20 protein-coding genes are annotated in these 23139 nt (G+C 70.9%); 6 read left to right on the forward strand and 14 right to left on the reverse strand.

The window, feature by feature from the left end:
- Positions 1 to 4 precede the first annotated feature (4 nt).
- Genes QM611_RS05810 through QM611_RS05820 form a run of 3 tightly spaced genes read left to right on the forward strand, consistent with a single transcriptional unit; the run spans position 5 to position 2975 of the window.
- Positions 5 to 940, forward strand: a complete 936-nt coding sequence (locus QM611_RS05810; protein WP_415078958.1) for a DUF58 domain-containing protein — start codon at positions 5 to 7, stop codon at positions 938 to 940.
- Positions 937 to 1908, forward strand: coding sequence for a VWA domain-containing protein (locus QM611_RS05815; protein ID WP_415078959.1), 972 nt, complete (start codon positions 937 to 939; stop codon positions 1906 to 1908). Before QM611_RS05810 ends, QM611_RS05815 begins: the two co-directional genes overlap by 4 nt.
- Positions 1908 to 2975, forward strand: coding sequence for a VWA domain-containing protein (locus QM611_RS05820; protein WP_415078960.1), 1068 nt, complete (start codon positions 1908 to 1910; stop codon positions 2973 to 2975). The genes QM611_RS05815 and QM611_RS05820 overlap by 1 nt, the downstream gene beginning before the upstream one ends.
- Before the next feature lie 66 nt (positions 2976 to 3041).
- On the opposite strand, the gene QM611_RS05825 is transcribed toward QM611_RS05820, so the two are convergent.
- From QM611_RS05825 to QM611_RS05850, 6 genes are all read right to left on the reverse strand, one after another.
- Positions 3042 to 3461, reverse strand: coding sequence for a type II toxin-antitoxin system VapC family toxin (locus tag QM611_RS05825; RefSeq protein ID WP_415078961.1), 420 nt, complete (start codon positions 3459 to 3461; stop codon positions 3042 to 3044).
- Complete coding sequence (locus tag QM611_RS05830) at positions 3458 to 3712, reverse strand: FitA-like ribbon-helix-helix domain-containing protein (RefSeq protein WP_415078962.1); 255 nt, start codon at positions 3710 to 3712, stop codon at positions 3458 to 3460. The genes QM611_RS05825 and QM611_RS05830 overlap by 4 nt, the downstream gene beginning before the upstream one ends.
- Before the next feature lie 120 nt (positions 3713 to 3832).
- Positions 3833 to 4456 (reverse strand): class F sortase, encoded by a 624-nt coding sequence (locus QM611_RS05835; protein WP_415078963.1) that lies wholly within the window; start codon positions 4454 to 4456, stop codon positions 3833 to 3835.
- Positions 4457 to 4511: 55 nt separating this feature from the next.
- Positions 4512 to 8546, reverse strand: a complete 4035-nt coding sequence (locus tag QM611_RS05840) for a beta strand repeat-containing protein (protein ID WP_415078964.1) — start codon at positions 8544 to 8546, stop codon at positions 4512 to 4514.
- 964 nt (positions 8547 to 9510) lie between these two features.
- Complete coding sequence (locus QM611_RS05845; protein WP_415078965.1) at positions 9511 to 11154, reverse strand: amidohydrolase; 1644 nt, start codon at positions 11152 to 11154, stop codon at positions 9511 to 9513.
- 12 nt (positions 11155 to 11166) lie between these two features.
- Positions 11167 to 12600: an APC family permease gene (locus QM611_RS05850; protein ID WP_415078966.1), complete on the reverse strand. Its 1434-nt coding sequence runs from the start codon at positions 12598 to 12600 to the stop codon at positions 11167 to 11169.
- A gap of 120 nt (positions 12601 to 12720) precedes the next feature.
- Here QM611_RS05850 and QM611_RS05855 point away from each other — a divergent pair, with 120 nt between their 5' ends.
- The 3 genes from QM611_RS05855 to QM611_RS05865 are packed head-to-tail and all read left to right on the forward strand — an operon-like array spanning position 12721 to position 13843.
- Entirely contained in the window at positions 12721 to 13071 is a 351-nt protein-coding gene (locus QM611_RS05855) for a metallopeptidase family protein (protein ID WP_415078967.1), read from the forward strand.
- Positions 13071 to 13370, forward strand: a complete 300-nt coding sequence (clpS, locus tag QM611_RS05860) for an ATP-dependent Clp protease adapter ClpS (RefSeq protein WP_415078968.1) — start codon at positions 13071 to 13073, stop codon at positions 13368 to 13370. The genes QM611_RS05855 and clpS overlap by 1 nt, the downstream gene beginning before the upstream one ends.
- Positions 13340 to 13843: a DUF2017 family protein gene (locus tag QM611_RS05865; RefSeq protein ID WP_415078969.1), complete on the forward strand. Its 504-nt coding sequence runs from the start codon at positions 13340 to 13342 to the stop codon at positions 13841 to 13843. The genes clpS and QM611_RS05865 overlap by 31 nt, the downstream gene beginning before the upstream one ends.
- 4 nt (positions 13844 to 13847) lie before the next feature.
- Here the strand turns inward: QM611_RS05865 and QM611_RS05870 are convergent, their stop codons facing one another.
- The 8 genes from QM611_RS05870 to mnmA all read right to left on the reverse strand — a co-directional run bounded on the left by QM611_RS05870 (position 13848) and on the right by mnmA (position 23072).
- Positions 13848 to 14444, reverse strand: coding sequence for a hypothetical protein (locus QM611_RS05870; RefSeq protein ID WP_415078970.1), 597 nt, complete (start codon positions 14442 to 14444; stop codon positions 13848 to 13850).
- A complete protein-coding gene (locus QM611_RS05875; protein ID WP_415078971.1) occupies positions 14419 to 14739 on the reverse strand; it encodes a hypothetical protein in 321 nt (106 codons plus the stop codon). Before QM611_RS05875 ends, QM611_RS05870 begins: the two co-directional genes overlap by 26 nt.
- Positions 14740 to 14766: 27 nt before the next feature.
- A complete protein-coding gene (locus QM611_RS05880) occupies positions 14767 to 16044 on the reverse strand; it encodes a DNA polymerase IV (RefSeq protein ID WP_415078972.1) in 1278 nt (425 codons plus the stop codon).
- Between the two features lie 150 nt (positions 16045 to 16194).
- Positions 16195 to 17709 carry an Asp-tRNA(Asn)/Glu-tRNA(Gln) amidotransferase subunit GatB gene (gatB, locus tag QM611_RS05885; RefSeq protein ID WP_415078973.1) on the reverse strand — a complete coding sequence of 505 codons (1515 nt, stop codon included), beginning with the start codon at positions 17707 to 17709 and terminating at the stop codon, positions 16195 to 16197.
- Complete coding sequence (gene gatA / locus QM611_RS05890) at positions 17709 to 19265, reverse strand: Asp-tRNA(Asn)/Glu-tRNA(Gln) amidotransferase subunit GatA (RefSeq protein WP_415078974.1); 1557 nt, start codon at positions 19263 to 19265, stop codon at positions 17709 to 17711. The genes gatB and gatA overlap by 1 nt, the downstream gene beginning before the upstream one ends.
- Complete coding sequence (gene gatC, locus QM611_RS05895; RefSeq protein WP_415078975.1) at positions 19262 to 19561, reverse strand: Asp-tRNA(Asn)/Glu-tRNA(Gln) amidotransferase subunit GatC; 300 nt, start codon at positions 19559 to 19561, stop codon at positions 19262 to 19264. Before gatC ends, gatA begins: the two co-directional genes overlap by 4 nt.
- A gap of 44 nt (positions 19562 to 19605) precedes the next feature.
- The gene (gene ligA, locus QM611_RS05900) at positions 19606 to 21807 is read right to left on the reverse strand and encodes an NAD-dependent DNA ligase LigA (RefSeq protein WP_415078993.1); all 2202 of its coding nucleotides are present in this window, start codon (positions 21805 to 21807) and stop codon (positions 19606 to 19608) included.
- Between the two features lie 167 nt (positions 21808 to 21974).
- Positions 21975 to 23072: a tRNA 2-thiouridine(34) synthase MnmA gene (mnmA, locus tag QM611_RS05905; protein ID WP_415078976.1), complete on the reverse strand. Its 1098-nt coding sequence runs from the start codon at positions 23070 to 23072 to the stop codon at positions 21975 to 21977.
- Between the last annotated feature and the right edge of the window lie 67 nt (positions 23073 to 23139).

Here is a 23139-nt window from a genome sequence, read left to right on the forward strand (position 1 = left end):
CCGCATGACCACAGCCCCAGAGCAGTTGCTCCACCGCCTCGAGTGGACCGTCGTCCGTCGCCTGGACGGGCTCCTCCAGGGCGCGCACCGCACGGTCTTCCGAGGAGCCGGGCTCGACCTCGCGGGCATCAGCCCGTACTCGGCGGATGACGACGTGCGGCACATCGACTGGAACACAACCGCGCGAACGGGCGAGCCGCACGTGAGACGCTTCCTCGAGGAGAGGGAGCTGACGGCCTGGTTCGTGATCGACCGCTCCGCTTCGATGCGGGTGGGAGCACGGGAGGCGCCGAACCTTCTCACCGATGTCGCGCTCAGCCTCGCGCGGCTCTTCACGCTCTCGGGCGACCGGGTCGGAGCCATCCTCTACGACGACGACCGCCAGGTCGTCATCCCCCCGTCGACCGGACGCTCCCCGGTGCTGCGGCTCGCGCGGGAGATCGGGGCAGGGCGCGAGAACGGGCCGGACAGGCGGAACGAGCGCCGGGGTCTTTTTCGCCGGCTGGTGGGGGCGACCGAGCAGGGCCGGCAGACCGACATCGCGCGGATGCTCGGCCTCGCGGCGAGCACCATCGGTCGCCGGAGCCTCGTCATCGTCGTGTCCGACTTCATCGGACGGCCCGGATGGGAACGGCAGCTCGCCCGGCTCGCGCATCGCAACGACGTGTCGGCCGTGCGGCTGACAGCATCTGCATCAAAGCTCCTCCCCGAATGGGGGACGACGATTGTCGAGGATGCGGAGACGGGCGAGCAGCTTCTCGTCGACGCGAGCGATCCCGCGTTCAGGCGCCGGCTCGCCGAACTCGACGAGGCGAGCGAGCGTGCACTCGGGGATGCCCTGCGGCGAGCGGGCGTCGCCGACCTCACCGTCTCCGCCGACGACGACCTCGCGCTCGCGCTCGTCGGCGTCGCCAGGCGGACCGCGCGGAGGTCGGCATGACGTTCCTCATCCCCTCCGTGCTCGTCGCCGCGGCAATCGCCGTCGTCGCCCTCGGGGCAGCGGTCTGGCTGTTCGAGAGACGAAGGCGGGCGGCAACGGAGCGGGCGGGCATCCCCCGGGCGGGCGGCCCGCTCCGCCGGGCATTCCGCGTGCTGCCCGCGATGCTCATCGTCGCGGGGATCGGCGTGCTCCTCGTCTCCGCCGCGAGGCCGCAGGCCGTCGTGCCGACGGCGCGGGCCGCGGGCACCGTCATCCTCGCGTTCGACGTCTCCGCGAGCATGCAGGCGACCGATGTGTCGCCGAGTCGCCTCGAGGCGGCGAAGGAGGCGGCGGCCGCGTTCATCGAGGCACAGCCGGACACGGTGGACGTCGGCGTCGTCGCCTTCGCTAAGGGCGCCCTGACGACGCTCGAGCCGACCGCGGACCGCTCGGACGCCCTCGCGGCGGTCGACCGGCTCGAGACGAGCGGCGCGACGTCCATCGGCCAGGCGATCCTGACGTCCCTCTCGACGATCACGGGCGAGGAGGTGACCCTCCCTTCGGACGACGCGGAGGGCACGACCGACATCGGCTACTGGGGCTCGGCGACGATCGTCGTCTTCTCCGACGGCGAGGAGACCGCGGACCCGGACGCCGTCTCGGCCGCCGCGGTCGCCGCGACGGCCGGGGTGCACATCGACACGATCGGCGTCGGCACGACCGACGGCACGACGATCGAGGTCGACGGCTACCAGGTGTCGACGGCGCTCGATGAGGAGGCGCTCACCCAGATCGCCGAGACCGCCTCGGGCGAGTACCACGCGCTCTCGGACGCGTCGGATGTCGACGGCGTCGCCTCGACCATCGACCTGCGCCTCACGGTGGCCGACGAGGAGATCGAGATCACCGCCATCGTCGGCTGCCTCGGCCTGCTCCTCGTCGCGATCGGCAGCGTGCTGATGGTGTCGCGCAACGGGAGGCTCGTCTGATGTCTTTCACCTGGCCGCTGATGCTCGCCGCCATCCTCGTCGCCCCGCTTCTCTTCTTGCTCGCGTGGGCGATCAGGCGGAGGAGGAAGCGGGATGCCGTCCGCGTGCCGAGCCTCGCGCCCATCGCCGTGGCGAGCAGCGCGGGGCCGCGCTGGCGGAGAAGGATCCCCGCCGCTCTCCTGCTCCTCGGGCTCGCGACCGCGGCCGTCGGTGTCGCGCGGCCGCAGGCCACGGTCGAGGTCGCGTCGAGCGAGTCGACCATTATCCTCGCCCTCGACGTCTCCAGATCCATGTGCTCGACGGACGTCGACCCGAACAGGCTCGTCGCGGCGCAGGAGGCCGCGAGCTCGTTCGTCGACTCCCTCCCCGCCGGGACGCAGGTCGGTCTCGTCGCCTTCTCGAGCGTCGCCGGTCTCATCGTCGCGCCGACCGACGACACCGACGAGGTCACCGAGGCGATCGACGGCCTCACCACGTCTCGCGGGACGGCGATCGGCGCAGCCATCCTCGCCTCGATCGACGCGATCGCCGAGATCAACCCGGACGTCGCGGCGACGGGCATCGACGCGACCGCGTCCGAGGGATCGGGCGACGAGGAGGTCGAGCTGCAGCCGGAGACGATCGTCGTGCTCACGGACGGCTCGAACAGCGAGGGCGTCGATCCCGTGACGGCTGCCGAGCAGGCGGCGGCCCGCGGGCTGCGCGTGTACACGATCGGCTTCGGCACGACCGAGGCCGCGAGCTCGGTGTGCACGGCGGACCAGATCGACCAGGACTCGGCGAGCGGCCAGGATTCGCCCGGCGGAGGCGGCGGAGGCGGCGGTCAGCAGATCGACGAGGAGACGCTCGAGTCGGTGGCCGAGCTGACGGGCGCCGAGTACTTCCGCGCGACGGATGCCGATCAGCTCACCGACGTGCTCGGCGATCTGCCGGCGACCATCTCCGTGACGACGGAGGATGTCGAGATCTCCGCCTGGTTCACAGCGTCCGGCGCGACACTCGTCACGATCGGACTCGGCCTCTCCCTGTGGTGGAATCGCGTGCGCCGCTCGCGCGAGCGCAGCTGACAAATCCCCAGCCGCCACGGACAAGACCCCTGCGGGAGAGACGACGCGCTGACGCTCTCCACGGAGTCAGCGGTCCTGCCAGGGATCGATCAGCTCGACGCCGGTGTCGCCGAAGTGCTGGATGTTGCGGGTGGCGACGGCGAAGCCGTGGGCGGCGGCGGTCGCGGCGAGGTAGCCGTCCGCGGTCGGCAGGGGCCGGCCGGCGGCGCGGGCGGTCACGGCCATGTCCGCGTACCGGCGGGCGGCCTCCTGATCGAAGGGCAGCACCCGACCGGGGAACAGCGCCAGCAGCCGGTCAAGCGCCCGCGCCAGCCGGTCCTTCCTCGCCCCGGCGGGCAGAGCGCCGATGCCGAACAGCAGCTCCGCGAACGTCACGCTCGACAGGTACAGGGTGTCGACGGCCTGGGCGTTGAGCCAGCCCACCACGCCGGGATTCGGCTCGGGCCGCATCGCCTCGGAGACGACGTTGGTATCGAGGACGATCACGGCAGCGTCAGCGGCTCCGCCGGGGTCCGGTCGCGCACGGCGTCCAGCGTGGCCACGTCCTCGTCGGTGAGCGCGAGGTCGCGGCCGAGCGAGGCCAGGGCGTCGCCGAGCCGGAGCCGGCCCGACGGCACCAGAGCGGCCGACAGGATCTCGCGCACCTCGGCTTCCGCGCTGCGGCCGTGCTCGGCCGCGCGCACCCGCAAGGCGCGATGCACCTCGTCGGGAACGTTCCGAACGGTCAGGACTGCCATCGCTTCTCCTCCACCATCTTTGACAGCATTCTAGACGATTGCAGTCATGGGTTGGAGCGTTGCCCACTTCGTCCGTCAGGTGGCGGTACGGGGAGACGGCGCTTCCTCGGATGCGGCCGCTCAGCCCTGCGGATCGGAGGGGCTGGCGGTGGGCGTCGGCGTCGCCAGTTCGGCGGTGAGCACCACGTTCTCCAGCGACGGCCCGCCTCCCGGGCGCTGCAGGCAGGTGATCACGACCAGCCGCCCCGGCACGTCGGCCCACACCGCTTCCGCGGCAGGAAGCCGCTCCTTGGCGATCTTCTGAGAACCAGTCAACCGATAGTCCAGGCCGGCCACGATGATCTCGGTGCCCACCGCAACGGCTGCGGTGCCGGCTTCCACGTCGATGAGGTAATTGCCCGGGCCGACCGCGCCGTCGCGCAGCGAGTGCATCGCAACGTAGACGGTGCCCTCCGCGGCGTGGTCGAGCGACACGCCGAGGTTGCGCACCCGGTAGGCGGCGGTGAATCCCGGCGGGGTGATCACCGAGTCGACGGCGTTCATCGAGTCCAGCGGCACGTCCAGTCCCGCCGACGGCACTCGGAATCGCTCACCGGTGTCTTCCTGCACGGCCATCTTCGACAGCGCCTCGGGTGAGGGGGTCGTGCCCGGCTCCAGCGCGACGGAGTTCCCGTTCATGTCGACCAGGTCGGACGGCGCCGTCGTCGCCATCACGAACGCGACGATCACGAGGGCGACACCCATGGCACCGGCCACGAGCGCGAGGACGCGCACTCGTGGCCGGCGCCGGGGTGGAGGATCAGCCGACGTCGCCATTCCTCCTGCGAAGCACCAGGGTGATGCACAGCGCGATCAGCCCGAGGCCCGCCACGCCGGGCAGCAGCCAGCCGAGTGAGCCGCTGAGCAGATATCCGCCGGTGTCGACCGAGCTTCCGGAGTCGGACAAGGCTGTGGCCGTCACGTCGGCCTCGGATTCGACAGAGGCGACCGACTCACCCCCCGGGTCCGTTCCAGAGACGAGGGCCGAGTTGGTGATCTCACCGGATGCCAGATCGGCCGCGGTGACCGTGTAGGTCGCCGTGCAGGTCGTCGACTCGGCCGGCGCCAAGGTCGTCGCCTCGCACACGATCTCCGACAGCGAGCCCGTTCCGGAGAAATCGGTCTCGGTGATCACGATGTCGGCGATCGTCACGTTGCCGCTGTTCGTCACCGCGAAGGTGTAGGTGATCACATCGCCCACCGCGGTGACCTTCGACACGTCGGAGCTCTTGACGAGCTCCAGGGACGCGCTCTGGTCGGCCGTCACGTCGGCTTCGGACTCGTTCGAGGTGACGCCTTCGTCGCCGGGGTCTGTGCCCGTGGCGACCGCGGTGTTGGTGATCTCACCGGCGTCGACGTCGGCCTGGCTCACCGTGTAGGTCGCCGTGCACGTGGTCGACTCCCCCGCGGCCAGGGCCGTCTCCGGGCAGCTGACCTCCGACAGCGTGCCGGTGCCCGAGAACGACGTCTCGTCGATCGCGACGTCGTCGACCGTCACGTTCCCGGTGTTGGTCACCGTGAAGGTGTAGACGACCTCATCGCCCGCCGCGGTCACCGCGGCCACATCGGCCGACTTGACCAGCGACAGCGACGCCGACTGGGTGGCGGTCACCACCGCGTCGTCGGTGTTCGAGGTGACCGTGTCGTCGCTGGGATCGGTGCCGGTCGCGACAGCGACGTTGGTGATCTCACCGGCGTCGATGTCGGCCTGGGTCACCGTGTAGGTCGCCGTGCAGGTGGTCGAATCGCCCACCTCCAGAGACGTCGCGTCGCAGACGATGCTCGACAGCGATCCCGAACCGGAGAACGACGTCTCGTCGATCGCCAGGTCGTCGACCGTCACGTTGCCGGCGTTGGTCACCGCGAAGGTGTAGACGACCTCATCTCCCGCCGCAGTCACCGCGGCCACATCGGCCGACTTGACCAGCACCAGGCCCGCCGCCTGATCGGCGATCACCTCGGCCTCGGACTCGTTCGAAGTGACGTCCTCGTCGTCCGGGTCAGTGCCCTCGGCGACCGCCGTGTTCGTGATCGACCCCGCGTCGACGTCGGCCTGCGTCACCGTGTAGGTCGCGGTGCACGTCGTGGAGTCGCCGGAGGCCAGGGTCGTGTCCTCGCAGACGATGCTCGACAGCGAACCCGAGCCGGAGAACGACGTCTCGTCAATCGCCAGGCTGTCGACCGTCACGTTGCCGGTGTTGGTCACCGAGAAGGTGTAGACGACCTCATCGCCCGCCGCAGTCACCGCGGCCACATCGGCCGACTTGACCAGCGACAGCGATGCCGTCTGCTCGGCCGTCACCACCGCGTCGTCCTCGTTCGACGTCACGTCGCCATCGCTGGGGTCGACGCCTGTGGCCACCGCCGTGTTCGTGATCGAACCCGCGTCGACGTCAGCCTGCGTCACCGTGTAGGTCGCGGTGCACGTCGTGGAGTCGCCGGAGGCCAGGGTCGTGTCCTCGCAGACGATGCTCGACAGCTCCCCCGACCCCGAGAAGTCGGTCTCGTCGATCACCAGGTCGTCGATGGTCACGTTGCCGGTGTTCGACACCTCGAAGGTGTAGGTGACCTCGGCGCCGACCGACGTCACAGTGCTCACACTGGCCGTCTTCGCCAGAGACAGGCTGGCTGCCTGGGTGGCCGTAACCACTGCATCGTCCTCGCTCGACGTCACGTCGCCATCGCTGGGGTCGACGCCCGTGGCCACCGCCGTGTTCGTGATCGAACCCGCGTCGACGTCAGCCTGCGTCACCGCATAGGTCGCGGTGCACGTCGTCGATGCGCCCGCCGCCAGCGTCGTCGCCGCACACGTGATCGCCGACAACGAGCCCGAACCCGAGAACGCCGTCTCGTCGATCGCGATCTCGTCCACCGTCACGTCCCCGGTGTTCGTCACCTCGAACGTGTAGGTCACCGTCTGACCCACCGCGTCCACGGTGCTCGGGGAGACCGACTTGTCCAGCGACAAAGACGCCGACTGGGCTGTGACCACCGCGTCGTCCTCGTTCGATGTCACGTCGCCATCGCTGGGATCGACGCCGGTCGCGACGGCGGTGTTCGTGATCTCACCCGCATCCAGATCGGCCTGCGTCACCGTGTAGGTCGCCGTGCACGTCGTCGACGCGGTCGGCGCCAGCGTGGTGGCTGCGCACGTGATCGCCGACAACGATCCCGAACCCGAGAAGTCGGTCTCGTCGATCGCAATCTCATCGACCGTCACATTGCCGGAGTTCGTCACCGCGAACGTGTACGTCACGGTGTCGCCGACTGCGGACACCGTCGTCGGCGACGCCGACTTCTCCAGCGTCAACGCGGCCGACTGCTCAGCGGTCACCACCGCATCGTCCTCGTCCGACGTCACGGCGACGTCGTCGGGATCGAGGCCGGTCGCCACCGCTGTATTGGTCACCTCTCCGGCATCCAGATCGGCCTGCGTCACTGCATACGTCGCCGCACACGTCGTCGACGCGCCCGCCGCCAGCGACGTCGCCGCACACGTGATCTCCGACAACGAGCCCGAGCCCGAGAACGCCGTCTCATCGATCGCGATGTCGCTGATCGCCGTGCCTCCCGAGTTGGTCACCGTGAAGGTGTAGGTGACCTCGTCACCCACCGCATCCACCGTGCTCGGAGAGACCGACTTGGCCAGAGTGAGCCCGGACGCCGTGTTGGTGAACACGCACGTGATGGCGAGGCCCCCGGACGCGCTGGTCGGATAGGTGAGATCGAAGCTCGTGCCGGTGCCGCTTGCGTACGACGTGCCGTCCTCGTCCGTGCACTCGTACGTGGAGACGTAATCAGTCAGGTCCCCGCTGGCAGCCGTCTCTGCGATAGTGAATTCCGTGCCGCTTGTCGCGACGACCGGCCCGGCGAACTCGCCGGTGTCCTCCTGCAGCCCGGTGTCGGTGCCCGTCGTGGTGCCGCTGGCGCGGAGCGCCCCGCTGCTGCTGATCGACACCGTGAACTGGTCGGTGGAGTCGGCCCGGCTCGCCACGTTCTTCTCCACGGTCAAGGTGTTGGGGTTCTGGCAGCTCGCCGCGTCGTTGACGTTGTTGGTGAACGATCCGTTGGTGATGCTGTGCGAGGTCACCAGCGCACCGGTGGTGGGGTCGTACTGGTAGACCGTGCTCGACGTCGTGGCATACAGATAGCCGTCGCGGCCGAAGGCGATGCCGTTGCCGTCTGCGTTGCCCGACAGCGTGGCCAGGGTCGTCATGGTCAAGGTCGCGGACGAGGCTGTGTTGGGCACGTCGGTGACGAGCCCCAGGGTCGAGCTGAGCACGATGTACATGTTGCCTTCGGCGTCGAAGGCGAGGTCGCCGGGGCTCGTCGAGCTGCTGATGCGGCCCACGAGGCCGATCGCCGTGTTCGTCGTCGTGTCGAACGCGTAGAGGTCCTGATACGAGCTGGTGCTGACGGTGTAGTAGTAGTAGCCGTTGGCCGGATTGATCGCGCCCCGGAGGATGGTTGCCTGGCTGGCCGTGTTGGTCGGGTCCGGCAGCGCATAGCTGGTGGTCGTCTCGGTGCTGGCGTCGAAGACCGACAGCGACAGCGACCCGGACACCGTCGCGCTGCCGGTCACCGCATACGCGTACGCGCCGTCGGCACTGATCCCGAGCGCGTTCAGAGGGTAGGTCGTGCTCGGTCGTGCGATCGCGGACAGCAGCGTCACGACGCCGGTCGAGCCGTCCAGCGTGCCGAACTGACCAGTCTGGTTGAGCACGTAGACCGTGCTCTCATCGGCGTCGTCGCCACACTCGATCGTGACCGCCGCCGACGCCGCCGGAGCCGTCAACAGGCTGCTGAACGTCGCGAGAAGGGTACCGGCGAGCAGGGCCGACAGCACCCTGCGAAGACCGACCCGCGACGTGCTGTGGGCGGATGACGCCCTCGCTTCACTACGCATTCTCTGTGAATTCCCTCTCCCGGCCATGGCCAATGCTTCCCCACGCTACAGGTAGTCCGCCGGCGCTCAAAGCACCGATCGGCGACCTCGCGCCCACGTGTGAGCGCAAGCAATGCAGCGGCATTGAGGATGATTTGCGTCGGCTATCAATCACCTGTGCGAACGGGAGTGTTCGTGCAGCGTCGAACAGCCGATCGGCGGCCCTCACCCGCCGCGGTGGTCCCCTCGCTGCGCCAGGATCATGGCATGGTTGACCACCGACTTGGCTGCCTCGGTGCGAGCATCGGCTCCCTCCGCGTCCAGGTAGACGGCGGCGGCACGGTATACGTCGATCGCTTCGGCGGTGCGGCCGAGATCGTTCAGAGTGTTCGGCCAGGGCGCCCGGCAGGTCGCCGATCTCCTCGCTCGTGGCGCGACCGCAGCTGTTCGTGCCGCAGATCGAAGCCGATCTCCCGCAGCTCGTCGTCGTGGCTGCGCGCTGCGATCTCGACCGCAGCGGCAAAGGCGCGTGCGCCTGCCTCGTGCTCCCCACGTCGGCGAGCGCCCGGCCGTGCAGCGCCCGCAGACGCAACAGCGAACGGACGACGACGGCATCGTCGTCCACGGCGAAACGGGCGATCAGCGACTCGGCCCGCTGCGCCACCTCCGCGAGGGCCAGGGCGGAGCCGGCCAGGTGCCGGCGCGCGTGGACGGCAGCCCACGCGGCGCGGGCCGCCAGCGCCCGGCCGGACGGATCCCGGGAGTCCGCGTAGGCGTCGACCAATGCGGGGGCGTGAACGGCCAACTCCTCCCAGAGCCGTTGCTCGATCAGCCAATCCAGACGGCCAGCCGCCCGAGGCGGCGTGACGGCCGCTCACACCGCGGTGTACGCCGCCTCGCCACGCACGTACGTCGCGAGCACGGATGCCGTCAGCACGTCCCGCGGGTCGGCGGTGAGCGGGTTCGTGTCGAGCACCGCGAAGCTCGCCTCCAGGCCCGGCGCGATGCGCCCCCGCGTCGACTCGAAGCCGCCGGCGTACGCGCCGCCGTGGGTGAACGCGACGAGCGCGTCCTCCGGCGTGAACGCCCGCTCGGGGTGGTAGGGCTCCAGGCTCGGGTTGAGCGCGGACTTGCCGGTCAGCGCGATGTAGAGGTTGGGCAGCGGGTGGTGCGGCGCCGTCGGCGCGTCGCTGCCGAGGGTGTACTCCACCCCGTGCTTGCGCAGCCACTGCCACGGGAAGCCCCGCTCTTGGCGCTCGTCGGCGAGCACCGCCTTCCAGTTCGCGAGCACGGCCGGGTCGCAGTGCACCGGCTGCATCGACGCGACCACGCCGAGCCGCGCCATCCTCTCGATCGTCTCCTCCGTCACCGACTCGAGGTGCTCGACACGGTGGTGGCGGGGGCGTTCGCCGTTCACGCGGATGCAGTGCTCCACCAGATCCAGGGCGATCTCGCTCGAGCGGTCGCCGATCGCGTGCATCGCGATCTGCAGGCCGGCGGCGTCGGCAGCGGCTGCGACGGGGCACGCCGGCTCGTACTCCCAGATCGGGTCGCAGTTGCTGCCGTCCGCGTACGGCGCGCGCATGGCGGCAGTGCACGCGTCGATCACGCCGTCCATGATGAACTTCATGCCCGCCACGCGGAACCACTCGTCCTCGCCGGTGCGCGCGAGCTCGTCGCGCAGTCGCACCGTGTCGGCCACGACCGCGAGGTCGGTGGCGGTGTCGCCGCTGGGCTCGACCAGCACGTGGCCGGTGATCGGGAAGGGCAGGCGGCCGTCGCGAGCCAACAGCGCCCGAATTCCGGCCACCGCGCCCGGCATGAGGGCCATGTCGGTGGCCGAGGTCACGCCGTCGGCGAGGTAGCCGGCGAACGCCGTCTCCAGATGCGCGACGACCTCATCCTCGGTGGTGTTCGCGTTGAGGAACCCCCACACGTACTGCGTGCTCGCGGTCTCGTACAGCATCCCGGTCGCGTTGCCGTCCGCGTCGCGGGCGATCTCTCCCCCAATCGGGTCGGGCGTGTCCGCGGTGATGCCGAGCTCGTCGAGGGCGGCCGAGTTGACCCAGCACGAGTGCAGGTCGTTCGCGTCGAGGTAGACCGGGATGTCGGAGACCGCCGCATCGATCATCTCCCTGGTGGGGTGCTCGTCGCCGACGGCGTCGAACAGCCAGCTGACGCCCAGGAGCCGCTTCGCGTCAGGGTCGGCCGCCCGCGCCTCGCGCAGCCGCTCCTGGATCTCGGGCAGCGACGCGCAGTCACGCAGCTGCACCTTGCCGAGCGCCTCGCCGAACATCGCCAGATGGGTGTGCGAGTCGACGATCCCGGGCAGAACGAATCGGCCGGAAAGCGCAGTCTCGACGGCATCGCCGACGCCGAGGCGCTCGAGCTCGGCGCGCACCTCGTCTTCCGAGCCCACCGCGAGGAACTGCCCGTCGCGCACCGCGAAGGCGGTCGCGTCCGGCCGGTCGCGGTCGGCGGTGAACACGACCGCGTCCGTGTAGAGGCGCACAGGCATCCCGCTCGCCTCTTACCGGACCGGGTCGTCGGCGGGCGTGCCGCCCTCGAAGGGGACGTCGTCGCCGAGCGCGTCGATCGCCTCCGTCGTCGGGCCCTCGCTGAAGTCGAGCACCGGCACGGGGCGCCGGAAGAAGTGGGTCTTGATGAGCAGGATGATCACGCCGATCAGCAGCCAGATGCCGCCGACCACCCACGTGAGCGGCTGGAGCGAGGTCCACAACCACAGCGTGAGACCGACTCCGATCAGCGGGATCAGCCCGTAGCGGATGAGCGGCCCGGCCCCCGGCGGGCGTTGCTCGCCCTTCGGGAACAGGTAGACCTTGATCACCGACAGGTTGACCATCGCGAACGCGCCGAGCGCGCCGAAGCTGATCATGAACGCCGCCTGGTCGAGCGAGAGGAACATGCTCGACAGCGCGAAGATCGAGACCGTGACCGCGGCGACGACCGGGGTGCCGAACTTCGCCCAGATGAACGAGAACGGCTTCGGCAGGATGCCGTCGCGGCCCATCGCGTAGATGATGCGCGACACCGCGACCTGGCCCGCCAGGCCCGAGCCGAAGCATCCGATCACGACCATGACCAGGAACGCGACCACCAGGGCCTCTCCCCCGACGTGCCCCGCCAGCACCACGCCCGGGGCGTTGATGAGGTCCTCGGACGCGGTGCTCCAGTCGTCGAGATAGTAGGCGCGTGCGCCCAGCCAGGAGATCACGATGAACACCGCGCCGCCGATGAGAGTGGTGAGGATGATGGCTCTCGGAATGTCCTTGCGCGCGTTCTTGGCCTCCTCCGACAGTGTCGAGACGGCATCGAACCCGAGGAACGACAGCGCCAGGACGGCCGCGCCCGCGAACACCGGGCTGAAGCCCTCGGCGCCGGGGATGAACGGATCGAGCAGTCCGGGGGCGTTGGGGTCGTTGACCGCGGTCTTGATCGCGAGGAACGCAAACACCGCGATGACGCCGACCGTGATCGCGATGATCGTGATGTTGACCTTGTTGACCAGGCTGATCCCCAACACGTTGAACAGCAGCACCGCGAGCAGGCACGCGAGCATGAAGATCCAGTTCGGCACGGACGGGAACTGGGTGCCCATGTACAGGCCGAGGATCATGAAGTTGATCATGGGGATGAACAGGTAGTCGAGCATCAGGATCCAGCCAGTGAGGAAGCCCACCACGCCCCCGAACGACTGCTGCGTGTACGTGTACGCCGAACCCGCGACCGGGAACTTGCGCACCATCGCGCCGTAGCTGCTCGCGGTGAACAGCATCACGACCACCGCCACGAGGTACGAGAGCACGAGGTGGCCCTCGGTGAGCTGGTTGACAATGCCGTACGTCGTGAACACGGTGGCGACCGCCATGTACGACAGGCCGAACACGACGAGGGGCACAAGCCCCAGGGTGCGGCGCAGGTGCGCGGGCTGGGAGTCAGTCACGGGCGGTCTCCTTCGTGGTGCGCCGTGCGGCGCGACGATTGCGGGTTCGAGGTGCTTGTCACACACGCTAGGGCATCGATGTCGCGGTGGTCGAGCCTGCCGCCGCCGGAGGGTTGCAGAATGGTGGAGATGGATGCCGCCGCGTTCGAAGCGCTCGTGGTCGAGGAGCTCGACCGCCTCCCCGACGACATGGTCGAGGGGCTCGACAACGTCGTCTTCGTGGTCGAGGACCGGCCCGAGGACGGGAGCCTCGACGTGCTCGGCCTCTACGACGGCCTCGCGCTCACCGAGCGCGGCAAGTACGGGCGGGGCGAGCTGCCCGACCGCATCGTCGTCTACCGCGAGCCGCACCTGGACGCGTGCGCCAACGAGGCGGCGCTGCGCCGCGAGGTGCACACGACGCTCGTGCACGAGATCGGGCACTTCTACGGCATCGACGACGACCGACTTCACGAACTGGGCTGGGCCTGATGGCCGGCGTCGCCCGCTCCGACGTGCGCGAGAAGACACGCCGTGACGACGCGCCTGCGCAGGCGCCGGTGTGGCAGACCGTCGTGTGGAACGACCCGGTGAACCTCATGAGCTATGTCGCACACGTGTTCCGCGAGTACTTCGGCTTCTCCCGCGACGAGGCGACTCGGCGCATGCTCGCCGTGCACCACAATGGCCACGCCGTCGTCGCCGAGGGCCCGCGCGAGCAGATGGAGCTGCACGCGCAGGCGATGCACGACTACGGGCTGTGGGCGACCGTGCGCCGGGCGCCGCGATGACCGCCGACGTCGTGCTCCTCACGATCACCCGCGTCGAGGCGCGGCACCTCGCCGACCTCGTCGCGCAGTTCGCCGATCTGCTGCGGGCCACACCTGACGCGCAGGACGACCCCGCCGTCGCGCGCCTCGTGCCCGACGCGTACCCCGAAGACGCCTCCGCGGCCCGCGAGTTCCGCGACGCGACCGAGGCCGACCTGCTCGACCGTCGTCGCGAAGACGCCCACCGCGTGGTCGCCGCCCTCGCCACCGCTGTCGGCGCGGGCAACGACCACGACGTCGTGGACCTCCCGCTGTCGATGGCCGACGCGCGGGCGTGGATGCGCGCGCTCGCGGCGCTGCGCCTCGTGCTCGCGTCGCGGCTCGGCATCCGCTCCGAAGACGACCACGACCCCGACGACCCGCGGTTCGGCGTGTACGACTGGATCGGCTACCGCCTGGACGGACTCGTTCGGGCGGTGGCCGGCGACCCGTGAGCCGTCAGGGCAGCCGGAACACGTGCGTCGCGTGCGACTCCGGCGCGTCTCGCGCGAGATGGCGCTCCTCCTGCGCGGCCCAGCGGTCCCAGTGCGGCCGGTACGTCTCGCCATCCCGCTCCAGCGCGCGGCGCTTGCGCGAGGCCGCCGGCGCGTCCAACCAGACACGGATGTCGGCGAGCCCCGCTGTCTCGGCCGTGAGCAGGCCGGAGCCCTCCACGATCAAGGGCAGGGCGGGCTCGACGGCGTGCGCTTCGGCCGGCTCCGCGGCATCCCAGTCCCACCGGCGCCAGACCCCGATCTCTCCGCGCGCGTGCGGCATCAGCACGGTGTCGCGCGCGATGCCGACTCCGTCGTCGAGGCCGTCCCACCCCGGGTAGAGCGAGTCGAGGGCGACGACCTGCACACGCCCGCGCAGCGGCCAGCCCGCGACGAGTCCGCGCACGAGGGTCGTCTTCCCCGCGCCCGACCGCCCGTCCACGAGCACGACGGGATTGGCCGCCTGAAGCCCGCGAACCGCGTCGACCACCGCCGTGAGGGCTCCGCGCAGCACCACGGCGAACGGGTCGGGCGCGCTACTTCTTGAGGACGCGGATGACACGGCTAATCGCGCGGCCGGCAACCCACACGAACGGGATCGCGACGGCGACGAACGAGACGATGTTCGGCTCGAAGCGCAAGTCGTCGCCACGGCGGACGTACGCGCCGAGCGGGATGGCGTAGCCGCCCCCGCCGCCACCGCCGTTGCCTGCCTCGTCGGAGCCGCCGCCGAAGCCCGACCACGTGATCGCGACCGGGATCACGCGGATCCCGTCCACGTCCTGCTGCTCGCCGTAGGCGCTCTTGACCCCGAAGGAGGCGGACTGCTTGCCGAGCTCGAGTGCGATGTTGGGCATGGCTCCACGCTACCGCGACCGTCGCGGTCACGCACCGCCTCCGTCACGGCGCTGTGGGGGAACGGGCGGGTTCGACGGCAGCGCGTCGATCGAGCGGCCGCCCTTCAGGAAGGCTGCCCGAGTCACGGCGCCGCGGCCGAATCGCGCCGCCGCGCCGTCGAGGGCGCCCTCGACACGGCGCCACTCCTCGTCGTCGTCCCACAGGGCCGCGCCGCCCGCGCCGGCGGGCACGAGGTTCTCGGCGCGCACGCCGACCAGGCGCACGGGCATCTGCACGCCCAGCGCGTCGAGCAAGTCGCGGGCGGCCGCGCCGATGCGTTGGCCGACGGCGGTCGGCTCGGGCAGCGTCTGCGCGCGGGTGAACGTCGTGAAGTCCGCGAAACGCACCTTGATCGCGACGGTGCGCGCCTCCCACGCGTGCTCGCGCAGCCGCGCCGCGACGCGGTCGGCGAGCCGCAGCAGTTCGGCTTTGAGAATCGCCGGGTCCGCGATGTCGTCGTGGAACGTCTCCTCGTGCCCGATGCTCTTCTCCACCCGGTCGGTCTCGACCTCGCGCGCGTCGATGCCGCGGCTCAGGCGCCAGACGCGGTCGCCCATCGCCGCGCCCAGCACGCGCTCGAGGACCGGCCGCGGCGTGCGCAGGATGTCGGCGACCGTGTGGATGCCGCGCGACTCCAGCGCGTCGGCGCTCTTCGGGCCGACTCCCCACAGCGCTCGCACCGGCCGCTCGGCGAGGAACGCCGCCGTGTCGTGCTCGGCGACGACGAGCAGCCCGTCGGGCTTGCTGATCGTCGACGCCATCTTCGCGACGTGCTTGGTCGCGGCCGCTCCGACGCTCGCGGTCAGGCCGGTCTCGTCCTGCACGCGGCGGCGCAGCATCCTCGCGATCTCGCCGGGGCTGCCCAGCAGCCGCCGCGCGCCGCGCACGTCGAGGAACGCCTCGTCGATCGAGAGAGGCTCGACGAGGGGCGTCGTCTCGCGGAAGATGCGCATCACGCGCGCCGACATCTCGAGGTAGCGCTCGAAGTGCGGCGCGACGGTGATGGCGTTCGGGCACAGGCGCAGCGCCTGCGACACCGGCATCGCCGAGCGCACCCCGAACCGGCGCGCCTCATAGGTTGCGCTGGAGACGACGCCGCGGCCCTCCACGGCCCCGACGATGACCGGCTTGCCCTTCAAGCGCGGGTCGTCGAGGACCTCCACCGACGCGTAGAACGCGTCCATGTCGACGTGCAGGATGCCGGCGCCGGTGTCGTCCGCGTCGTCCGGCGACACCAGGCGTCCTGTCCCGTCGCCGCGTCCCACGCTCCCATTGTCACCTCCCCCGCCGACATCCCGACCCCTCGCCGCGCCCCGTCCCTTCCCGCGAGAGAACACGTGGTCGCCGAGAGGTAGGGAGGTTGCCTGTCTCTCGGCGACCAGCTGTTCTCTCGCGGAGGGCGGGGGGCGGAAGGGCTACCGGGCGGCGCGCTCGAGGATGAGCTCGCGCACCCGCGCGGCGTCCGCCTGGCCGCGCATCGCCTTCATCACGGCGCCGATGATCGCGCCTGCGGCCTGCACCTTGCCGTCGCGGATCTTCTCCAGCACGTCGGGCTGGGCGGCCAGAGCCTCGTCGATCGCGGCGATGAGCGCCCCGTCGTCGGACACGACAGCGAGCCCGCGGGCGTCGACGATCTCCTGCGGCGAGCCCTCGCCCGCCACCATGCCCTCGAGCACCTGGCGGGCCAGCTTGTCGGTGAGCGTTCCCGCGTCGACGAGCTTCTGCAGCGCCGCCACATCGGCGGGCGCGACGAGGTCGGCCGGTTCTCGTCCCGCGGCGTTCGCGATGCGCGTCAGCTCGCCCGTCCACCACTTGCGGGCGGATGCCGGCGACGCGCCGGCCGCGACGGTCGCCTCGACCTCGGCGAGCAGGCCGCCGTTGACGACGTCCTGGAACTCGAGGCCCGTGAAGCCCCATTCGGCCTTGAGCCGGCGACGGCGGGCGGCGGGTGGCTCGGGCAGCGCCGCGCGCAGCTCGTCGACCAGCGCGGCGGACGGCGCGACCGGCAGCAGGTCGGGCTCGGGGAAGTACCGGTAGTCGTCCGCGTCCGACTTCGGCCGGCCGGGAGAGGTCGTGCCGGTGTCCTCGTGCCAGTGCCGGGTCTCCTGCGTGATGACGCCACCGTCAGCGAGGATCGCCGCCTGCCGCTGGATCTCGTACCGCACGGCGCGCTCGACCGAGCGCATCGAGTTGACGTTCTTCGTCTCGGTGCGCGTGCCGAGCTTGTCTTGCCCGCGCGGGCGCAACGACACGTTGGCGTCGCAGCGGAGGTTGCCGCGCTCCATCCGCGCCTCCGAGATGCCGAGGGCCCGGACGATGTCGCGGATCGCGGCGACGTACGCCTTCGCCACCTCGGGGGCGCGCTCCTCCGTACCGAAGATCGGCTTCGTCACGATCTCCACGAGCGGCACGCCGGCACGGTTGTAGTCCACGAGGGAGTACTCGGCGCCCTGGATGCGCCCGGTCGACCCGCCGAGGTGGGTGAGCTTTCCGGCATCCTCTTCCATGTGCGCGCGCTCGATCGGCACGGCGACAATCGTGCCGTCGCCGAGCTCGACCTCGACCTGGCCCTCGAACGCGATCGGCTCGTCGTACTGCGAGATCTGGTAGTTCTTGCCCAGGTCGGGGTAGAAGTAGTTCTTGCGCGCGAAGCGGCTGGATGGCGCGATCTCGCAGCCGAGCGCGAGGCCCAGGCTGATCGAGTGGCGCACCGCCGCCTCGTTGACGACCGGGAGCGAGCCGGGCAGCCCCATGTCCACCGGCGCGACGAGCGTGTTCGGCGCCGCGTCGTGGTTGTCGGGATGGGCCGGGTTGCCGGCGGACGAGAACATCTTCGTCCGGGTGTTCAGCTCGACGTGCACCTCGAATCCCAGCACGGGCTCGAACAGCTCGAGCGCGCGATCGAAGTCCATCAGCTTGTCCTTGGCCATCACCGCACCCCTTCCGCCGTCTGCCGGGCAGCGCCTGCCCTGAGCTTGTCGAAGGGTTGAAGGGCCGGGGCCCGATCGAGCAACGGCCCGCCCCGCTCGTCCAGGAGCACGGCCTCCAACGCCGCGCCCACCCGGTAGAGCCGCGCGTCCTCGCGAGCCGGCGCGAGGAACTGGATGCCGACAGGCAGCCCGTCCTCGGCGGCCAGGCCCGACGGGATCGAGATGCCCGGGACGCCAGCGAGGTTCGCCGGGATCGTCGTGACGTCGTTGAGGTACATCTGCAGCGGGTCGTCGATCTTCTCGCCGAGGCGGAACGCCGTCGTCGGCGCGGACGGTGTGGCGATGACATCCACTCGCTCGAACGCCGCGGCGAAGTCACGCTGGATGAGCGTGCGCACCTTCTGCGCGGAGCCGTAGTAGGCGTCGTAGTAGCCGGCGCTCAGCGCGTACGTGCCGAGGATGATGCGGCGCTTCACCTCGTCGCCGAAGCCGGCTTCGCGCGTGGCGCCCATGACCTCCTCGACGGTGCCGCCGGGCACGTCGACGCGCAGGCCGAAGCGCACCGAGTCGAACTTCGCGAGGTTGCTGGATGCCTCGGCCGGCAGGATCAGGTAGTACGCCGCGACCCCGTACTCGAAGTGCGGCGCGCTGATCTCGACGATCTCGGCGCCGTGCGCCTGCATCGCCTCCAGCGCGCCGTGGAAGGATGCCGAGACGCCGGCCTGGAAGCCGCTGTCGGGCAGCTCCCGCACGACGCCGACCCGCAGCCCCCTCAGCACGTCGCCGCGAGCGCCCTCGCGCGCGGCGTCGGCGAAGGAGGGCCAGGGCTCGGCGAGCGACGTCGAGTCGTGCGGGTCGTGGCCGCCGATCACGTCGTGCAGCAGCCCCGCGTCGAGCACGGTGCGGGTGACCGGGCCGACCTGGTCGAGGCTCGACGCGAGCGCGATCGCGCCGAAGCGGCTGACGCCGCCGTAGGTGGGCTTGACGCCGACCGTGCCCGTGACGTGCGCGGGCTGGCGGATCGACCCCCCGGTGTCGGAGCCGAGCGCGAGCGGCGCCTCGAAGGCGGCCACCGCGGCCGCGGAGCCGCCCCCGGAGCCGCCGGGGATGCGGTCGAGGTCCCACGGGTTGCGGGTCGGGCCGTACGCGGAGTGCTCGGTCGACGAGCCCATCGCGAACTCGTCCATGTTGGTCTTGCCGAGCGGGACGAGGCCGGCCGCGCGCGAGCGCGCGACGACGGTCGCGTCGACCGGCGACATGTACCCCTCGAGGATGCGGGAGCCGCTCGTGGAGGGCATGTCGGTCGTGACGAGCACGTCCTTGATCGCGAGCGGCACGCCGGCGACCGGGCCGAGCTCCTCGCCGGCGGCGCGGCGGCGGTCGATGTCGGCGGCGGCCTCGAGCGCGTGGTCGCTCACGTGCAGAAACGCGTGCACGTCGCCATCGACGGCGGCGATGCGGTCGAGGTGGGCCTGTGTGGCCTCGACGCTCGAGACGTCTCCGGCCGCCAGCCGCGCGGCGAGCGCGGCGGCGTCGAGCCGCGTCAGGTCGCTCACTGCTCCTCCCCCAGGATCGCCGTCACGCGGAAGCGGTCGTCCGCGGCATCCGGGGCATTGCGAAGCGCCTGCTCGAGCGTCAGGGTCTCGCCCGGCTCGTCAGGCCGGAAGACGTTCTCCATCGGGATCGGATGGCTCGTCGCCGGCACGTCGGGGGTGGCCACCTCCGACACCTTCGCGATGTTGTCGACGATGACGTCGAGCTGGCCGGTGAGCCGCTCGACCTCCTCGTCGGTCAGCTGTATCCGGGCGAGCACGCCGAGATGGCGCACGAGATCGGGGGTGATTTCAGACACCGCACAAGTCTACGGGCGCGCGTTCAACGCTCCGCGCGGCAGCCTCACCCGGCATCCTCGTCGAGAGCCTCGAGCGCTGCCGGCCCCTGCTCGACGAGGATCTTGAACCCCGCCGCGTCGACGATGCGCACGCCGAGCGCCTCCGCCTTCGCGAGCTTGGAGCCCGCGCCGGGCCCGGCGGCGACGAAGTCGGTCTTCTTCGAGACGCTGGATGCCGCCTTCCCGCCCGCCGCGATGATCGCCTCCTGAGCGCCCTCGCGCGTGTATCCCTCGAGCGACCCGGTCGCCACGACCGTGAGCCCCTCGAGCACGCCGCCGGCGACCACGGCGCCGCCCGGCCCGGGGTGCCCCGGCGTCGCCCACTGCACGCCGGCCTGGTTCCAGCGCTCCACGATCTCCTGGTGCCAGTCGACGTCGAACCAGTCCCGCAGCGAGTCGGCGATGATGCCGCCCACGCCCTCGACCGCCGCCAACTCCTCGCGGCTCGCTTCGCGGATCGCGTCGAGCGAGCCGAACCACTGCGCCAGCGCGCGCGCCGCGACGGGGCCGACGTGGCGGATGTTGAGAGAGACCAGCAGCCGCCACAGCTCCTTCGTCTTCGCCTTCTCCAGTTCGGCGAGAAGCTTCACGGCCTGCGAAGAAGGCTGCGGCCCCTCCAGCCCCTCCTTCTTCTCCAGAGCGCTGGGGTTCCTGCGGAAGGGGGAACGCGTCTTGACGAGTCCGTCGTCATCCTGCTTCGGAAGACCGGTCTCCGCGTCGCGAACGACCACCTCGATCGGCACGAGCTCGTCGAGGGTGAGTGCGAACAGTCCGGCCTCCGTCTCCAGCGGCGCGACCGACGGCGGCTCGGCCTGCGTCAGGGCGGCGGCGGTCACCTCGCCGAGCGCCTCGATGTCGAGCGCGCCTCGGGATCCGATGTGCTCGACCCGGCCCCGCACCTGGGCGGGGCACGATCGTGCGTTCGGGCACCGCAAGTCGATGTCGCCCTCTTTCATGGGGCGCAGCGGCGTGCCGCACTCGGGGCAGCGCTCCGGCATCACGAACTCGCGCTCGGTGCCGTCGCGCTTGTCGACGACCGGGCCCAGCACTTCCGGGATCACGTCGCCGGCCTTGCGGAGCACGACGGTGTCGCCGATGAGCACGCCCTTGGCCTTGACGACGTCCTGGTTGTGCAGCGTCGCCTGGCGCACGACACTGCCCGACACGTGCGCCGGCTCCATCACCGCGAACGGCGTCGCCCGGCCGGTGCGGCCGACCGACACGACGATGTCGAGCAGGCGGGTCTGCACCTCCTCCGGCGGGTATTTGTAGGCGATCGCCCAGCGCGGCGCGCGACTGGTCGCCCCGAGCTCGGGATGCAGCGCCAGCTCGTCGACCTTGACCACGATCCCGTCGAGCTCGTGCGCGACGTCGTGGCGGTGCTCCCCGTAGTGCTCGACGAACGCCACGACCTCGTCGACGCCGTGGCAGACCCGCGTGTAGGGGCTCACGGGGAGGCCCCAGCCAGCGAGCAGGTCGTAGACCTCGCTCTGCGCCGAAACCGGCGGCGCGGGCCACGCGCCGATGCCGTGCACGTAGAGCCGAAGCGCGTCGACGCGCTTGAGCCCCGCCTCGCGCTCGAGCCCGTGCTTCTTGTCCAGCTGCTGCCGCAGCCCGCCGCTGGCGGCGTTGCGCGGGTTGGCGAAGGCGGGGAAGCGGCGAGCCGCGGACGTGGCGGCGCGGTCGACGTCGAACGGCTTGTCGCCGCCCTTGGCGGCCCACCGTTCGCGGGCCTCGTCGACGACGCGCTCGCGGCAGACCGCCTGGAAGGCGTTGAGCTCTTCGAAGGCGGCGACGGGAATGAACACCTCGCCGCGCACCTCCATGAGCGGCGGATGCCCCGACCCGCTCAGCCGTTCCGGGATGTCGGCGAGCCGGAGCGCGTTCTCGGTGACGACCTCGCCGACCCGGCCGTCGCCGCGGGTCGCGGCCGAGGTGAGCACCCCGTTCTCGTAACGGAGGCTGATCGCTAGCCCGTCGATCTTGAGCTCGGTGAGCCAAGCGACCTCGCGGCCGGCGGCGAGCTCGGCCTTGGCCGCCCACTCTCGCAGCTCGTCGATCGAGAAGACGTTGTCGAGGCTGAGCATCCGCTCTGCGTGCCCGATGGTCGCCAGCCCCGTCGCCCCGGCGGCGCCGACGAGCTGCGTCGGCGAGTCCTGCCCTCGCAGCTGCGGGTGCAGTCGCTCCAGCTCTTCGAGCCGCCGCATCCAGCCGTCGTAGGTGGCATCGTCGACTACCGAGGTGTCACGGCCGTAGTAGGCGTCCTTCGCCTCGAGGATGCGAGCGGTCAGCTGATCGGCCTCGGCCCGCGCGGCATCCACTGTCAGTGCGGCTTGCGTCACTCCGTCAGTCTAGGCAGGGCGTCCGACATGGCTCAGACGCCCGCGGGAACGGCGGAGACAGTGCGATCGATTGTGAACTGGCCGATGACGCGCGTGCCGTCGTAGAGGACGGCGGTCTGCCCGGGAGCGACTCCGTCGAAGGGATGCCGTGGGCGCACCGTGACGCCGCGGTCGTCGAGCACCGCGACGGCGGGAGCGGGGTCGGCGTGCGCGCGAATCTGCACGTCGCACGCGAACTCGCCGTGCTCCGGCGCCTGCCCCGCCCACGAGTACCGCTCGCCCGAGATCTCTGCCGTGGCGAGTGCCTCCTTCGGCCCGACCACGACAGTGTTCGAGACGGGGCGCACTTCGAGCACGAACCGCGGCTTGCCATCGGAGGCGGGGACGCCAAGCTGCAGGCCGCGGCGCTGCCCCACCGTGAAGGCGTGCGCGCCTTCGTGGGAGCCCACCACGGCGCCGGAGCGGTCGAGGATGTCGCCGCGCTCAGCTCCGACACGCTCAGCCAGCCAGCCGCGGGTGTCGCCGTCGGGGATGAAGCAGATGTCGTGGCTGTCGGGCTTGAGGGCGACACTCAGCCCGCGCGCCTCCGCCTCCGCGCGCACGAGCGCCTTCGACGGCGTCGACCCGAGCGGGAACAGCGTGTGCGCGAGCTGCCCGGCCGTCAGCACGCCGAGCACGTAGGACTGGTCTTTCGCCGCGTCCGACGCGCGATGCAGCTCGAGCCCGTGCGGCCCGTCGACGAGCGTCGCGTAGTGCCCGGTGCACACCGCGTCGAAGCCGAGCTCGAGCGCGCGCTCGAGCAGCGCGGCGAACTTGATCCGCTCGTTGCAGCGCATGCACGGGTTCGGGGTGCGCCCGGCGCGGTACTCCGCGACGAAGTCGTCGATCACGTCGTCGCGGAAGCGCTCGGAGAAGTCCCACACGTAGAACGGGATGCCGAGGCGGTCCGCCGCGCGACGGGCGTCCATCGCGTCCTCGATCGTGCAGCAGCCGCGGCTCCCGGTGCGCAGCGTGCCGCCCGCGCGCGACAGCGCGAGGTGCACGCCCACGACGTCGTGCCCCGCCTCCACGGCCCGCGCGGCCGCGACGGCGGAGTCGACTCCACCGCTCATCGCCGCCAGAACTCGCATCCGACCAGTCTACGAGCGGCGCCGGAGACGCGGGTGGGCGCCCGCCATCCCTCCCCGCCTCACCGAA

This window comes from Microbacterium sp. (assembly GCF_047606685.1).
Lineage (GTDB): Bacteria > Actinomycetota > Actinomycetes > Actinomycetales > Microbacteriaceae > Microbacterium.

Coding starts and splice junctions, on each gene's coding strand:
- QM611_RS05810 (WP_415078958.1), top strand. CDS start 5: ATGACCACAGCCCCAGAGCAGTTGCTCCACCGCCTCGAGTGGACCGTC.
- QM611_RS05815 (WP_415078959.1), top strand. CDS start 937: ATGACGTTCCTCATCCCCTCCGTGCTCGTCGCCGCGGCAATCGCCGTC.
- QM611_RS05820 (WP_415078960.1), top strand. CDS start 1,908: ATGTCTTTCACCTGGCCGCTGATGCTCGCCGCCATCCTCGTCGCCCCG.
- QM611_RS05830 (WP_415078962.1), bottom strand. CDS start 3,712: ATGGCAGTCCTGACCGTTCGGAACGTTCCCGACGAGGTGCATCGCGCC.
- QM611_RS05835 (WP_415078963.1), bottom strand. CDS start 4,456: ATGGGTGTCGCCCTCGTGATCGTCGCGTTCGTGATGGCGACGACGGCG.
- QM611_RS05845 (WP_415078965.1), bottom strand. CDS start 11,154: ATGCCTGTGCGCCTCTACACGGACGCGGTCGTGTTCACCGCCGACCGC.
- QM611_RS05855 (WP_415078967.1), top strand. CDS start 12,721: ATGGTGGAGATGGATGCCGCCGCGTTCGAAGCGCTCGTGGTCGAGGAG.
- clpS (WP_415078968.1), top strand. CDS start 13,071: ATGGCCGGCGTCGCCCGCTCCGACGTGCGCGAGAAGACACGCCGTGAC.
- QM611_RS05875 (WP_415078971.1), bottom strand. CDS start 14,739: ATGCCCAACATCGCACTCGAGCTCGGCAAGCAGTCCGCCTCCTTCGGG.
- gatB (WP_415078973.1), bottom strand. CDS start 17,709: ATGGCCAAGGACAAGCTGATGGACTTCGATCGCGCGCTCGAGCTGTTC.
- ligA (WP_415078993.1), bottom strand. CDS start 21,807: ATGCGGCGGCTCGAAGAGCTGGAGCGACTGCACCCGCAGCTGCGAGGG.
- mnmA (WP_415078976.1), bottom strand. CDS start 23,072: ATGCGAGTTCTGGCGGCGATGAGCGGTGGAGTCGACTCCGCCGTCGCG.